Below are 15,022 nucleotides of genomic sequence, written 5' to 3' on the forward strand. Positions count from 1 at the left end.
ATTAAACTTAACCGGCTTTTTCACGTATATACCATTGTGCAAACTCCAGCCAATCCAATTATTCTGGTCATCATTCCTGCCTTCAACGAGGAAAACTCGGTGGGCAATGTCATCCGCGAAATTCCATCGGATATTGTCGCAGAGGTGATTGTAGTAAATAACAACTCTAACGACCAAACCGCTGTTCAGGCGGCCGCCGCCGGTGCTACCGTGCTCGACGAGCCGATACAAGGATACGGACGCGCCTGCCTGCGGGGAATGACCTACGCTCACAATCGCCAACAAAAGCCCGACATCATCGTTTTTCTTGACGCCGACTATTCTGATTACCCCGCCGAATTACCCGATGTTGTTGCGCCTATTCTGGCCAACGAAGCCGATATGGTGATTGGGTCGCGGGCGTTAGGAGAACGGCAACAGGGATCTATGACGCCGCAGCAAGTGTTTGGCAATTGGCTGGCTACCCGCCTTATACGTTGGCTTTACGGGGTTCGGTTCACCGATTTAGGGCCGTTTCGAGCAATCCGGTACGATAGCCTGCTGGCTATCGATATGCAGGATACCACCTACGGCTGGACAGTGGAAATGCAGGTAAAAGCCGCCAAACTTGGCTTGCGGAGTGTGGAAGTGCCGGTTCGGTATCGTCGCCGGATTGGTCATTCCAAAATTTCAGGTACGTTACGGGGCACCGTTCTGGCCGGCTACAAAATTTTGAGTACGATTGCAAAGTATAGTTCTAAGTCCGGAAAGTTATAACTCAGCACGAATCCAGACTTACCATCAGCGTTATGAACAGGTACAGACGATCACTTTGTCTGAATGTATGGAACAGTTTATTCTTGCCCTTTATGCACTTTCGCTGCTGCTGCTCTTCGGCTATAACCTGGGGCAGCTAAGCCTGATTGTTATTTACCTTAGATCGGGTAGACAGCAGCAGGCCAACCCAGTTGTACCCGACTCTGTTGCCTGGGCAAACCTACCGAAAGTGACGATACAATTGCCACTTTACAACGAACGCTACGTTGTTGAACGCCTCATCGACTCGGTGGCGAAACTAACGTACCCAGCCGACAAACTGGAGATTCAGGTGCTCGATGATTCAACCGACGACTCTATTGAACTGAGCGCGAAAAAGGTAGCCTACTACCAACGACTTGGTGTAAACATTCAGCTCATTCGGCGGCCCGAGCGCGTGGGGTTCAAAGCTGGGGCGTTAGCTTATGGGTTAGACAGAGCAGCGGGTGAATTCATCGCCATTTTCGACGCCGATTTTGTTCCCGATCCTGACTTTCTGCTCAAGACAATTCCACATTTTGCCAATCCGTCGATCGGTATCGTTCAAACCCGGTGGACCCACCTCAACGAAGAATATTCGCTGTTGACGAGGTTGCAGGCATTTGGGCTGAATGCACACTTTTTTATCGAGCAGGGCGGACGTAACGCGGCCGATTTCTTCATGAACTTCAATGGTACCGCTGGTGTCTGGCGAAAAGCGGCTATCTATGACGCCGGGGGCTGGAGTAGCGATACCCTCACCGAAGACCTTGACCTCAGCTACCGGGCTCAGCTCAAAGGCTGGAAATTCGTATATCGCGAAGATATTGGCTCCCCCGCTGAGTTACCTGTGGCCATGGCGGCGCTCAAATCGCAGCAATACCGCTGGATGAAAGGTGCCGCCGAATGTGCCCGCCGCCTGATGATGAACGTATTACGATCGCCCAACGTACCTGCGGTCAACAAACTTCATGCGTTTTTCCATTTATTCAGCAGCTCTACTTTTCTGCTCGTTTTCATTCTCGCCTTCCTGAGTGTACCTGTACTCTATATTCACCACCTCCACCCGGAATGGGCCACGATCTATTACCTGATCAACTTCTTTCAGGTGAACCTGCTCATTCTGCTACTCTTCTACGGCATTCCGTTCTGGCGATCACATACCCAAAACCGGGTCTTTTTTCCGTGGTACTTTCTGGCGTATTCATCGCTCATGATGGGGCTATCGCTGCATAACGCCATTGCCGTTATTGAAGGGTACATTGGCCGAAAAACGCCGTTTGTCAGAACGCCTAAATTCAACGTGCAGAAAGGGTCCGACAGTTGGCGCTCCAACGTGTACATGGCTTCCGGGTTTCCCTGGCTTACCTTGCTGGAAGGGGGCATGTTACTCTACTTCGTGGGTGGCATTGCGCTGGGCGTGTACCTGCACGACTACCGAATGTTGTTCTTCCATTGCATGTTGGCAGCGGGCTTCGGTATGGTATTCGTATATTCGCTGCTGCACACAGTTCGTCCATCAACCTGGCTACAATCAGTCGATTCTGATTCATCCAGTGCCGAGCGACGTCCCGCTGGTGCGGTTGCATGACCCTGTCTCCTCCTCTGTTCGCCACCTCACCCACCCGCTGGGGATGGCTTCTTTTGTCGGCTTGCCTCTATGGCCTACTCGGATATAGCACACAACGCGGGCAATTTCCGATGCTCATCGGGCTGTACACCCTGTTGATGTGGGGCTACAGTCTGCGTATTCAGCCGATACTGCGGGCTATCGACGAGCCGACGGCCGCGCCCGACCGGTTTCTGTTTGGGTCGGCCATCGTTTTCCGGCTGTTACTGCTGCTGGCCATGCCTGCCCTTTCCGACGATTATGCCCGGTTTATCTGGGATGGCCGGTTGCTGCTTCACGGCATCAACCCGTTTCGTTACCTGCCCGTCGAGCTAATGGCGGGTGGCCTGGCCCCCGACGGAATTGCCGATCCTGCGCTTTACCAGTTATTGAATTCGCCGAATTACTACACCGTTTACCCACCCGTCAACCAGCTCATTTTTGCGCTGGCGGCCTGGCTTTCACCCGACAATCCAACGGGGAGCGTTGTGGTGCTTCGCCTACCGATTATCCTGGCCGATCTGGGTACGTTGTGGCTGATGAGCAAGCTCTTGAAGCAGTTTGGCCGTAATCCGAATCTGGCGTTACTCTACGCCCTGAACCCGCTGATTATTCTGGAACTGACCGGCAATGTTCATTTTGAGGCGGTCATGATCTTCTTCACCATACTGGCTCTTTACCTCTGGACAAAGCAAAAACAGGTTCTATCTGCCGGTGCCCTGTCGCTGGCTATTGCCACCAAGTTGCTGCCATTGATTGCACTACCACTCGTGCTTGCCTATGCTGGCTGGCAACGTGGGCTGCGTTATGCACTGATCGTCTTCGGCTTCGTGTTCCTGCTGTTCGTTCCGTTTTTCAACCTGTCGTTGTTGATGAACATGCTGGAAAGCATTGATCTTTACTTCCGCAAATTCGAGTTCAACGCCAGTCTGTATTACGTGATTCGTGAGGTGGGCTACTGGGTCGAGGGCTATAATGTACTGGGTCGGGTTGGCCTTTGGCTCTCCCTGCTCACCACGGCTGGGCTGGTTGTGCTGGCTTTTATTCGATCGTTTCCTATGCCGGTCCGATTGCTCTGGATGTTGACTCTCTACCTGGCGATGGCCACAACCGTTCACCCCTGGTACATCACGTCATTGCTGGCGCTAGCCGTTTTTGCTTTTTCGCCAGATTACTCGGTCCGGTATGTGCTGTTGTGGTCTGGTCTGGTCTGGCTTTCCTACGCTGCTTATCGCACCGCACCCGTCCACGAAGATTCGTTGTTATTGACAGTGGAATATGGAATCGTTTTCACCGCTTTTCTGCTCGATACCCGCCGTTACCTGATTGATCCTCACACCCATGCCGAAACGCCTGCTGAAGTATAAAAATTACGATGTGCATTCGATCACCTCGGTTGCCAATCCAGGTACGTCGACGCAACGACAAAATGCCAATATTGCCACCTGGGTAATGCAAACGGCCCTGGGTGGTAGCAGGTTGGCGGTGGCGCTCTACAAAGTAGATTACACCATCGAACTGGTGCGCGAGAGTGGTCTGCTAAATGTAAACCTACTGGCTCAGGACCAAACCGGTCTGATTCGCAAACTGGGTCGGCAATCGGGGCGCGATGTAGATAAGTTCGTTCGGTTACCTCATGCCTATGACGACCGCGGTTGCCCGTATCTGACCGAGGCTGTCGGGTACGTTCAGTGCCGTGTAGCAGGCAGCATCGACGGCGGCGATCACGACGTTTTTATCTGCGAAGTACTCAAACAGGTAGTGCTTAACCCCGGCAAAACCGTGCTGACGAATGAGTATTTGAAAGCAAAGAAGTTGGTGAGGGGATGAGTTTTCAGTTTCAAGTTTCAAATGGCTTCGCTAGTTAACCTTCTATTCGATGAGCAAAGCCACTTGAAACCTAAAACTGAAAACTACTGATACACACTTCCATAACGGCCGCCCAACAGATCATCGACGTATTCGCGGGAGTTACTTAAGCGAGGGACTTTGTGCTGCCCGCCTACTTTGCCGCGTTGCCGCATCCAGGCGTAGAACGTACCTGCGGGCACTGCATGAATCACGGGCCGAACCAGGGCCAGATCATGATAGCGTTTGGCGTCGTAGTCTGAATTCACTTGCCGAAGCGTATCATCGAGAACCTGGGTAAATTCACTAAGACTACTCGGCTCGCGGGCAAATTCGATCACCCATTCGTGTCCACCCTGCTGCCCCTGTTGCATATATACGGGACCCGCCGTATAATCGGCAATAATAGCACCCGTTGCCCGGCAGGCCTGCGTAATGGCCATCTCGGCATTTTCTACGATCACTTCTTCGCCGAATGCATTGATGAAATGCTTGGTGCGCCCGCTAACCCGGATACGGTGCGGATACAGTGACGTGAAGCGAACGGTATCGCCAATCCGATACCGCCACAGACCGGCGTTGGTCGAGATTACCAGGGCGTAGTTCCGGTTTAATTCTACCTCTTCAATGGTGTACGCTTTCGGAAATGGCTTATCGGCTTCTTCAATCGGCACAAATTCATAGAAGATGCCATAGTCAGGCATAAGCATCATCTCATTGGCACGGCTCATGTCATCCTGAATGGCAAAATAGCCTTCTGACGCGTTGTACACTTCCTGAAAACCAACGCCACTACCCCCGAAAATCTGTTCGCTGAACAAAGTGCGGTAGGGTTGGAAGGCAACCGCTCCGTGGACGAATACCTCGAAATTGGGCCATACGTCCAAAATATGCTCTTTTCCTGTTTGAGCAAGCACTTTCTGGATCAGCACCATTGTCCAGGTAGGTACGCCCAGGATGCTGGTTACGTTTTCCTGCGCGGTAATTTGTGCCATACGCTCAATTTTGGCTTCCCACTCGTCCATCAGGGCTACATCGAGCGAAGGTGTTCGGATCACCTGACCCCAGGCCGGCAGATTTTTCATCACCACCGCCGAAATATCGCCCGTTGCGCTATCGCGACCATACGGATTGGCATGCAGGCTACCCCCAATCGACAAGCCTTTACCTGCGAAGACGCGGGTGTCGGGCCGGTTGGCGATGTAGAGCGCCATCATGTCTTTACCCCCTTTTATGTGACAATCATCAAGGGCTTCAGACGAAACGGGAATGAATTTGCTACGGGCGTTGGTTGTGCCGGACGACTTTGAAAACCAGCGAATGGGCGACGACCAAAGTACATTCTGTTCGCCTTTCATGATGCGTTCGATGTACGGAAACAGGTCTTCGTAGCTGGAAACGGGCACCTGTTGCTGAAACTCCTGAACCGAACGAATGTCGCTATACCTATGTTTCCGGCCCCATTCGGTACGCCGCCCCCGTCCGATCAATGATCGGAATACGGTTTGTTGCGCGTCTCCGGGCCGGGCCTTCAACCCCTCGATGCGGGGCAGGCGTCGACTGAGCAGCCAACTGAGCGTCGTATTCAGAAAGGTCATACAATCAGTACGATCAGACGATTAGGCTATAAACTTAACCGTTTGTCGGTCTAAGTACAAACACGGGGCCCGCCGCCTTGTTTAGCGTTCTTTCGCCCGGTTGGGATAATCGGTAATCAGTCCATCAACGCCGAGGTCGAGCAGTTTGCGCATATCAGCCACATTATTCACCGTCCAGGGCACAACGTTGATTCCCTGCTGGTGTAATTTTTCAACACTGTCGCGGCCGATAAGCTGGTAAGCGGGACTATAAATAGCGGGTTTAAAGCCCAGTTTTTTTAGGTTATGGTCTACGCCACGGATATTTTCGACCAGCGCAGCCAGCCGAACGGGCAGTGCTTTCTTGGTCTGTATCTGCTTATTCCATTCCTGCAACATCGCAAAATCGAAGCTTTGAATAATGATCCGATCGGCAGGTACGTTAGCCTTCGTGAGTACAGCGTTCACCAGCGCACAAAATTCTGCGGGGCGTGGCTGGCTTTTATCGTACTCCTTTTCCTCACTTTTCAGTTCAATGTTGTAAGCAAAAACGGGCAGATTCTTCTCTGTTCGGTAGGCCTCAACGGCGGTAATCATTTCGCTCAGCAGAGGTTTATATACCTTCTGTTTCTGTTGCTCCGGAAAGCGCGGATTCCCGTTCGAACCAACATCGTATCGTTTAATTTCCGAGTACGGCATCTTGTACAGGATCAGGTCTTTCTGCTCATCCTTCGTCACCGGCACACCATCTGGTTTAATGCTAAATTCTGCGTTGAAATAGGGCTCGTGGGATATTACCACTTGCCTATCCTGGCTGATCACGACGTCCAGCTCAAGGGTATTTACACCCAGATCGAGTGCTTTCAGAAAAGCAGGAATTGTGTTTTCGGGCATGAGCCCCCGGCAGCCACGGTGCCCCTGCAAATCGTAATGGCCGCCGCTGTGGGTACGTTCCGGCTGGGCAGCGAGTGAACTGGTTATAAGCATACTCAGTAGCAGCAATACCGCACGCATACGTTGATTGAGTTAATGAAATCAAATGTAAAAAAAAGCCGGTAGCTGCTCGTATTAACAAACAGTTACCGGCTTAGGTGAGCGTAGCCCCCGCCCTAAAGCAACTTATAAAGGTCTTACCGCTTTCACAAACGCCTCGATACCATCTGCGCCCGGTCCGTTCTTCTGCAGATGCTTCACGAACGCACTGCCAATGATGGCACCATTTGCGTGTTCGCTTGCCGTATCGAATGTTTCCCGATTATTGATGCCAAAGCCGATGAGGCGGGGATTTCGCAAATTCATGCCAGCAATCCGTTCAAAGTAGGCCTTCATGATATCGCTAATGCCCGATACAGACCCGGTAATGCTCGCCGATGACACCATATAGATGAACCCTTCCGATGCCTCGTCGATGAAACGAATGCGTTCGTCTGTCGTTTGTGGTGTAATCAGGAAGATGTTCAGGATGCCGTATCGATCAAACGTGTCTTTGTATTCGGCGACGTACAGATCAAACGGCAGGTCGGGCAGAATAACGCCGTCGACGCCCACTTCCTGGCATTTCTGGCAGAACGCTTCGACGCCGAACTGCAACACCGGATTGATGTAGCCCATCAGCAGAATGGGCACCGTCAGTTCATCGCGGCAACCGGCCAACTGGTCGAACAGGATGCGCAACGTCATGCCATTGTCGAGTGCCTGCATGTTGCTTTGCTGAATCACCTCGCCGTCGGCCACCGGATCTGAGTACGGCATCCCAATCTCGACAAGATCGACGCCCGCCTGTTGTAAGCCACGTAGTACCGTTCGTGTGTCGTTTAGTTGGGGGAAACCGGCCGTGAAATAGACATTGAGCAACCGGTCGTTTTTGGTCGAAAACAGATCGGCGATGCGGTTTTGTAGGGTTGTAGTCATGGAGAGTTAGCTTCAGGGTTGAAGGCTCAGGTACTTCGCTTACTTACCACACTGTAGATAAGCGAAGCACCTGAGATTTCAACCCTGAAGCTCCTTTATAAGTACTTCGTATACGTGCTCAAATCTTTATCACCCCGGCCCGACAGGCAAACAACAACTACATCGTCTTTTTTAAGGGGCAGTTCGTTCAATACAGCTAGTGCGTGGGCTGTTTCGAGGGCTGGAATAATGCCTTCCAGTTTGCTGAGATTGAACCCGGCTTTCACGGCATCATCGTCGGTAACGTTGTAGAAATCACCCCGGCCCGAATCGAACAGGTGGGCGTGGAGCGGACCAATACCCGGATAGTCGAGGCCAGCCGAGATAGAATATGGTTCCGTAACCTGGCCATCTTCCGTCTGCATCAGAATCGTGCGTGAGCCATGCAACACACCGGGCTTACCCAATGCAGTTGTGGCTGCCGAATGCCCTGTATTTACCCCCTGACCAGCCGCTTCGGCGGCAATCAGACGTACCTGAGGTTCATCCAGGAAATGGAAGAACGCGCCGGCCGCGTTGCTCCCCCCACCTACGCAGGCTACCACGTAATCGGGTGTTTCGCGGCCTTCTTTTTCCAGCAACTGTTTCCGAATCTCTTCCGAAATCACCGACTGAAAACGCGCCACCATATCCGGGTAAGGGTGTGGACCCACTACCGAGCCAATGATGTAGTGCGTATCGACCGGGTTATTAATCCAGTGCCGCATGGCTTCATTGGTGGCATCTTTCAACGTCTGGCTACCCGATTTGGCAGGACGTACCTCAGCACCAAGCATCCGCATCCGGTCAACATTTGGCTTCTGCCGTTCGATGTCGATAGAGCCCATATAAATGATGCATTCCAGGCCCATCAGAGCGCAAACAGTAGCTGTAGCTACACCATGTTGCCCGGCACCGGTTTCGGCTACAATACGCTTCTTACCAAGCCGCTGTGCTACCAGAATCTGCCCGATAGTGTTGTTAATCTTGTGCGCGCCAGTATGGCACAGGTCTTCCCGCTTCAGGTAGATCGTAGCGCCGACCTGCTCAGACAATCGCTTAGCCAGAAACAGCGGCGTAGGACGGCCCACATAATCGGTCAGCAACTGCCAGAATTCGGCCTGGAATGCCGGATCGGCTATGATCTGTAAGTAATTCTGGCGTAGTTCTTCTACGTTGGGATACAGCATTTCGGGAATGAATGCACCGCCAAAATGGCCGTAAAAGCCTTTTTCTGTTACCTCAAAAGAGGCTTGGTTCTCAACTATCGTTTGCATGAACGTAGTACTTTATCAAAATCAGCCATAAAGTGGCCAGTCGATTATCAATTATATTACTATCTACGCTTCCTCCTCCTCTTCAATCGGTCGAAGCCGGTCGATGAGTTCCTTTACTTTCGCAACATCCTTCACCCCCGGTGATATTTCAACCTGACTGTTTACATCAACGCCGTATAGCTTCATGCCTTTCAGTTGGTCGAGCTGATCGAGGTTATCGAGCCCAATTCCGCCACTGATGAAGAATGGTTTTTCGTTGTCGTAATTTTTCAGCACAGCCCAATCGAAGGTATGTCCATTACCACCGGGCTGATCGCCTTTGGCATCGAACAGAAATAGATCGGCGTAGGCTTTGTAGTTATTCACCATCGAGAAGTTGAACGTTCCATCGACCCTGAAGGCCTTGATGATATTAACACCCCGGTTCTGAAGGCTCCGGCAGTAGTCGGGTGCTTCGTTGCCGTGCAGTTGCACATACTGTAAATCGTACTTCTTAACCGATCGCAGAATAAACTCCGGGTTGGCGTTCACAAACACGCCCACTTTCCGAATAGACCGGGGCAACGCTTTAACCACGTCTGCATCCAGTTCATCGCCCACAAACCGGGGCGATTGGTCGTAGAAGATAAAGCCGACAAAATCCGGATTGAGAGCCGCCACCTGCTCCAGATTGGCCGCGTCGCGCAGGCCGCATACTTTAATCTTCATACGATTTGATGAGTATTTTTAGACGTAACAAGTTGTTCGCTGTAATCGGTCATTAATTGACGCAAAGCCGTAGCCGGATCGTCAGTTTTCATAAATGCCTCGCCAATCAGAAAGGCCTGATAGCCAACTTCGTGCAACTGAACCATCGTTTCAGCATCGTACAATCCGCTCTCGGTCACCTTCACGAACCGATCAGGAATGAGCGTGGCCAGACGAACCGACGTGTCAATATCGGTGACAAAGGTTTTCAGGTTGCGATTATTCACGCCTATCAGATCCACGGTGTCGCATAATGAACGTTGCAGTTCTTCAGCATCATGTACTTCCAGCAATACCTCCATTCCGAGTTCGTGTGCAAACTCGCTCAACGAACGTACCTGATCGGGCGTAAGGCAGGAAGCGATCAGCAAAACCAGATCAGCCCCCCACGCTTTTGCTTCCAGCAATTGATACGCATCAACTACGAAATCTTTACGTAGAATAGGTGTGTGCGGATTAGCCGCTCGGGCCGCCTGCAGATCGGCAGGTGTGCCACCGAAAAATGGCTCGTCTGTCAGTACCGATAACACTGCGGCACCAGCAGCAACGTACCCACGGGTAGTAGCGGCCACATCAACCCGGTCGTTGATAATACCTTTCGACGGTGATTTGCGCTTGAACTCCGAGATTACGCCTGTAGACCCAGCGGCCAGAATGGCGGCCCGTGCCGAATTCACCGAGCGGTCGAAGAGCGGCATATTCCGTAGATCTTCGTCTGAAACAGCAGCTTTTCGCGTGGACACTTCCTCCCACTTACGGGCAACTATAGTATCTAAAATAGTCATTTCTCTAATTCATCAATATATCAAACGACTGCCTGGCCCGACCGCTTACCAACGACTCGCGGGCTAGCGCTACGGCTTCTTCGTTGGTCGTGGCTTTCCCGGCGGCCAACAACGCCATAGCAGCGTTTGCCAGTACGGCCTGAGTCTGGGCTGAGGTTGCTTCGTTGTTCAGCACATTCATAAAAATCCGGGCCGATTCTTCCGCTGTTTTGCCACCTGATAACGCTTCAGCCGACAGGCGGTCGAACCCAATATCGACAGGGTTTATCATGAGCTCAGTTTTATTTGTAATGGCTTTAAAGGGTCCAGTAAGCGACACTTCATCGTAACCATCCAGCGAATGGAGCACCATAAACTGCTTGTCTGTCTGTTGATAAAGGTACGCATAAAGCCGGGCCAATTCAAGGCTGTATACCCCCACCAACTGCTTGTCTGGCCGCGATGGATTAACCATCGGACCCAACACATTGAAGAACGTTTTCACACCCAATTCTTTCCGAATCGGGCCAACGTTTTTCATCGCCGGGTGAAACAGGGGCGCATGTAGAAAACAGATGCCCGCCGTTTCGATTTTACGCTGCAACTCGCCAATGTCGTTGGTGAATTTATAGCCTAGGCGTTCCATCACTGTGCTTGACCCCGTCAGCGATGACACGCCGTGGTTGCCGTGCTTGGCCACCCGTTGCCCCGCCCCCGCCACAACAAAGGCCGACAAGGTTGAGATGTTGAACGTGTCTTTTCCATCGCCGCCCGTGCCACAAACATCCATCGCATCAAAGCCTGACAGATCAACGGGTAAGCAAAGCTCGAGCATTGCATCGCGGAAGCCTTCCAGTTCCTCAACGCGAATACTCCGCATCATGTAAACCGTCAGAAACGCCGCCACCTGCGACTGATTGTACTGACCCTGGGTAATGCCCAACAGCACTTCTTTAGCCTGCGTCGTAGTCAGGGTTTTATATTCGAAAAGGTGATTCAGGATTGCTTTCATAGTAGTGAAAGAGATAATGAGTGAACGAGTGACAGTATTGGAAGCGACCAGACGACGAGTGTACTGCAGGGCCAGGTACGTTCCACTGCGTAGCCTTACTCGTTGCCTCTTTCACTCTTTAATTACCCAGCCAGTTTTTCATCATTTGAACGCCGCCGACAGTCAGTACCGATTCGGGATGAAACTGCACACCGCGAACATCGTAGCGAGCGTGACGCAGGCCCATTACCCGGCCATCTTCGTCTTCGGCGGTAACCAGCAACTCTTCGGGTAATGAATCCCGAACCACCGACCATGAATGATACCGGCCAACTGTCATGTCGTCTGGTAATTGCTTAAAAAGTGCCTCGTCCCGATCCAGTACGTACGCTGAATGAGCTACACCGTGGAGCACATCGCCCAGATTTTCGAGCGTTGCACCGAACACTTCACCAATTGCCTGATGCCCCAGACACACGCCCATAATGGATTTGGTTGCGCTGTATTCAGCAATAAGGGGCTTCAAAATACCCGCTTCGTCGGGAATACCCGGCCCTGGCGACAGCAGGATTTTGTCGTATTTACCAGTTTCTTCAACCGTGATCTTATCATTCCGAATCACATCAGGACGATGGCCCAACTCGCGCAGAATGTAGACGAGGTTATAGGTAAACGAGTCGTAATTATCTAAAACGAGAATTTTCATAAAAATGAGTTTTCTGTTTACCGTTTTCAGTTGCGCTGTTTAGCCAACATAGGCCGATTAGCGAAGCAACAGAAAACGGTAAACAGTAGACTTTTTCCACTAGTTTAAATTGCTTCTGCCTGTTGAATAGCGGCCCGCAGCGCGCCCAGTTTGTTATGTACCTCCTGTAGTTCGCTGTCAACGACCGATTTGGCTACTATACCAGCCCCCGCCTGATAATACAGTGAGTTATTCTGGCTCATAAACGTACGGATCATGATGGCATGGTTGAATTCACCGTCGAAACCCATGTAGCCGATGCTCCCCGAATAGAAGCCACGACTCTGGTTTTCGTAACGGTCAATCAGCTTCATGGCCATGTGTTTTGGCGCACCCGACAACGTACCTGCGGGAAAAGTTTCAGCCACAATCTGCAACGGATCGGCCCCCTCATTCAACTGGCCCACCACTTTCGACACCAGGTGAATCACGTGCGAGTAGTACTGCACTTCTTTGAAGGTTTCCACCTTCACCACGTCGCAGTTCCGGCTAAGATCATTGCGGGCCAGATCGACCAGCATCACATGCTCGGCCGATTCTTTCGGGTCGTCGTACAGTTTCTGAGCCAACTCAGCATCTTTCGCGTCATCACCCGTCCGTCGGAACGTACCTGCGATGGGATAAATGGTAGCTTCTCCCTTCTTCACCACAATCTGCGACTCGGGTGATGAGCCAAACAGTTTGAAATTGCCGTAGTCGAAATAAAACAGGTAAGGCGACGGATTCAACGACCGCAGTGCTCGGTACACATTGAATTCGTCGCCTCTGAATGGTGTCTGGAAACGCCGCGATAATACGATCTGGAACACATCGCCCCGCCGACAATGATCGATTCCATGCTGAATAACCCCACGAAATTCATCGTCACTAAAGTTTGACGTTTCACCTCCCGTCGTCGTAAATGAATACAGCGCGTAATTACGGCTTGTCAGAAATGAAGCCACCTCATCGATGCTACTATCGGCTGGCTCCTCCTCATCCTGAAGGTACTGATGCTCAAAGAGGTGCAGTTCATCCTTAAAATGATTGATCGCTACAACATACCTGTAAACCTGAAAAACCGCTGACGGAATACGGTTTTCAGCCGGAATAGGGGCTGTCAGGTGAATATCCTCAAATCCTTCAACGGCCGGAAAACCGAAGAAGCCAAACAAACCATTCGAGATGAACGGAAATCCCGATGGAGACGACGCAAACTGGTCTTTAAACGCTCGTAGCGCTGGCATCAACTCATCTGCATTTGCTTCTCTACGGGCCTCGTCCTGACCAGGTAAAACCGTGCTGATAATACCGTCTTCATAGGTGAAACGGGCAACGGGGTCGAAGGCGATATACGAAAAGCTATTATCATTTCCGTGGTAATCAGCACTTTCGAGCAGAATACTATTGGGGTATTTATCCCGAATACGGAGATAGCTACTCACCGGCGTAATAATGTCCGCCAGCATGCGCCGATGCGTAGTATGAATTGAGTAGTGCACAGATTGAGTGGCAGTGATCATAATATCAAGGCATTAACAGGGAGGTTAGATAATAAAAAAGGCTCACCGGGATGACGGTGAGCCTTTTGATATAGTGTTATACAGAACACAACAGGGCAACCCTCATCCTTCGCAGGAAAAGTGCCACCACCATGCTTTGTTCGTAATCAGATTCATGTTCTTTATCAGTATGCGGATTGCGTTGCAGGCCGCTCTTGACGACAAAAATAGTAATTCGTGCTGGTTTTGAAACGGTAAGCGTAAATTTTTACGAACAAATGGTAACAGATTAGTTATATAGCTGACATTTATCACCCAACTATGCCCGAATTACCAGAAGTCGAGATGCGGCGGCTCTATTTAGAAGCTACTTCATTTGATCAACCAATCGATTCAATTACCGTAGAAGATAGTAAGCTCCTCACCACTGATTTCAGCACCTTACAGGAAAGCCTTTATAACCGCCGTTTTCTGGGGACAAAGCGAGTTGGAAAGAACTTATTCATCTATACTGATGATCCTGCTGTAATTGTTCGGATGCATTTTGGTATGACAGGCGATCTTGTTTACTACCACAGCTCGATTGACCGACCAAAGCATGCACGAATTGTTTTTTACTTCAAGAATGGCTTCTGCCTGGGCTTCGTTTGCCCACGAAAATTTGAACGAGTTGGTCTAGTAGCGGACGTAGATGCGTATCTAAAGCTGAAAAAGATTGCGCCTGACGCTTTATCTATTGATATAGGTACGTTGTCTGAAAAGCTGAAGAAGCGGCGATCGCCAATCAAACCTGTTCTACTTGATCAGGCTACCACGGCAGGTCTAGGTAACTGGATTGTGGATGAAGTGCTTTTTCAGGCTAATGTGCATCCATCCAGTAGTAGCGCTGACTTAAGCGTTACGCAGATCGAAGCCATCCATGATGCAATCCACCTCGTGCTCAAAACTGCGATTAGTAAGGAAGCGAATTATCGAGATTTCCCAAACTCGTTCTTAATCCACGCCCGTCAATGGGATACATCACCTTACGAAGATCTAGAAGCGCATAAGTACTGCCCTCGCTGCGGAACGGCCATTCAAATAATCGAAGTAGGCGGCCGAACAACTTATTTCTGTCCTAAAGAGCAAGTACTCATTTGAAGATGTTGACCTGTATATAAATGATGGTTTAGAGTGCATTCAGCTAGAGTATCTATCATACAAAAAGTCCCGCCTCTTTCGAAGCGGGACTCTGTTGTCTAGGGGTGGCGACCGCCTACTCTCCCGGTCGTGACACCAGT

General features: G+C 50.9%; 14 protein-coding genes. 5 read left to right on the forward strand and 9 right to left on the reverse strand.

All coding sequences use genetic code 11. From position 1 onward, the window contains the following. The first annotated feature begins 36 nt into the window (after nucleotides 1-36). The 4 genes from ACFE8Q_RS21570 to ACFE8Q_RS21585 all read left to right on the forward strand — a co-directional run bounded on the left by ACFE8Q_RS21570 (nucleotide 37) and on the right by ACFE8Q_RS21585 (nucleotide 4,213). Nucleotides 37-756: a glycosyltransferase family 2 protein gene (locus ACFE8Q_RS21570; RefSeq protein ID WP_375447508.1), complete on the forward strand. Its 720-nt coding sequence runs from the start codon at nucleotides 37-39 to the stop codon at nucleotides 754-756. 67 nt (nucleotides 757-823) lie between these two features. After that, nucleotides 824-2,365: a cellulose synthase family protein gene (locus ACFE8Q_RS21575; RefSeq protein WP_375447509.1), complete on the forward strand. Its 1,542-nt coding sequence runs from the start codon at nucleotides 824-826 to the stop codon at nucleotides 2,363-2,365. Beyond that, nucleotides 2,362-3,750, forward strand: a complete 1,389-nt coding sequence (locus ACFE8Q_RS21580; RefSeq protein ID WP_375447510.1) for a hypothetical protein — start codon at nucleotides 2,362-2,364, stop codon at nucleotides 3,748-3,750. Before ACFE8Q_RS21575 ends, ACFE8Q_RS21580 begins: the two co-directional genes overlap by 4 nt. Continuing rightward, a complete protein-coding gene (locus ACFE8Q_RS21585) occupies nucleotides 3,725-4,213 on the forward strand; it encodes a flavin reductase family protein (RefSeq protein ID WP_375447511.1) in 489 nt (162 codons plus the stop codon). Before ACFE8Q_RS21580 ends, ACFE8Q_RS21585 begins: the two co-directional genes overlap by 26 nt. Nucleotides 4,214-4,296: 83 nt before the next feature. Here the strand turns inward: ACFE8Q_RS21585 and ACFE8Q_RS21590 are convergent, their stop codons facing one another. From ACFE8Q_RS21590 to ACFE8Q_RS21630, 9 genes are all read right to left on the reverse strand, one after another. After that, nucleotides 4,297-5,829 carry a GH3 auxin-responsive promoter family protein gene (locus tag ACFE8Q_RS21590; protein WP_375447512.1) on the reverse strand — a complete coding sequence of 511 codons (1,533 nt, stop codon included), beginning with the start codon at nucleotides 5,827-5,829 and terminating at the stop codon, nucleotides 4,297-4,299. Between the two features lie 81 nt (nucleotides 5,830-5,910). Continuing rightward, nucleotides 5,911-6,822 carry a glycerophosphodiester phosphodiesterase family protein gene (locus ACFE8Q_RS21595; protein WP_375447513.1) on the reverse strand — a complete coding sequence of 304 codons (912 nt, stop codon included), beginning with the start codon at nucleotides 6,820-6,822 and terminating at the stop codon, nucleotides 5,911-5,913. Nucleotides 6,823-6,927: 105 nt separating this feature from the next. Further along, a complete protein-coding gene (gene trpA / locus ACFE8Q_RS21600) occupies nucleotides 6,928-7,719 on the reverse strand; it encodes a tryptophan synthase subunit alpha (protein ID WP_375447514.1) in 792 nt (263 codons plus the stop codon). A 95-nt stretch (nucleotides 7,720-7,814) separates the two neighbouring features. Further along, nucleotides 7,815-9,014: a tryptophan synthase subunit beta gene (gene trpB, locus ACFE8Q_RS21605; RefSeq protein ID WP_375447515.1), complete on the reverse strand. Its 1,200-nt coding sequence runs from the start codon at nucleotides 9,012-9,014 to the stop codon at nucleotides 7,815-7,817. A gap of 63 nt (nucleotides 9,015-9,077) precedes the next feature. Then, nucleotides 9,078-9,722 carry a phosphoribosylanthranilate isomerase gene (locus ACFE8Q_RS21610; RefSeq protein WP_375447516.1) on the reverse strand — a complete coding sequence of 215 codons (645 nt, stop codon included), beginning with the start codon at nucleotides 9,720-9,722 and terminating at the stop codon, nucleotides 9,078-9,080. Next, a complete protein-coding gene (gene trpC, locus ACFE8Q_RS21615) occupies nucleotides 9,719-10,546 on the reverse strand; it encodes an indole-3-glycerol phosphate synthase TrpC (RefSeq protein ID WP_375447517.1) in 828 nt (275 codons plus the stop codon). The genes ACFE8Q_RS21610 and trpC overlap by 4 nt, the downstream gene beginning before the upstream one ends. A 4-nt stretch (nucleotides 10,547-10,550) precedes the next feature. Next, a complete protein-coding gene (gene trpD, locus ACFE8Q_RS21620) occupies nucleotides 10,551-11,537 on the reverse strand; it encodes an anthranilate phosphoribosyltransferase (RefSeq protein ID WP_375447518.1) in 987 nt (328 codons plus the stop codon). A gap of 118 nt (nucleotides 11,538-11,655) precedes the next feature. Next, complete coding sequence (locus tag ACFE8Q_RS21625) at nucleotides 11,656-12,222, reverse strand: anthranilate synthase component II (RefSeq protein ID WP_375447519.1); 567 nt, start codon at nucleotides 12,220-12,222, stop codon at nucleotides 11,656-11,658. Between the two features lie 104 nt (nucleotides 12,223-12,326). Next, nucleotides 12,327-13,709, reverse strand: coding sequence for an anthranilate synthase component I family protein (locus ACFE8Q_RS21630; protein ID WP_375447530.1), 1,383 nt, complete (start codon nucleotides 13,707-13,709; stop codon nucleotides 12,327-12,329). A 354-nt stretch (nucleotides 13,710-14,063) separates the two neighbouring features. Here ACFE8Q_RS21630 and ACFE8Q_RS21635 point away from each other — a divergent pair, with 354 nt between their 5' ends. Next, on the forward strand, nucleotides 14,064-14,882 hold the full coding sequence (locus tag ACFE8Q_RS21635; RefSeq protein ID WP_375447520.1) for an Fpg/Nei family DNA glycosylase: 819 nt from the start codon (nucleotides 14,064-14,066) through the stop codon (nucleotides 14,880-14,882). Nucleotides 14,883-15,022 lie beyond the last annotated feature (140 nt).

The sequence above is a fragment of the uncultured Fibrella sp. genome (assembly GCF_964250085.1).
GTDB lineage: Bacteria > Bacteroidota > Bacteroidia > Cytophagales > Spirosomataceae > Fibrella.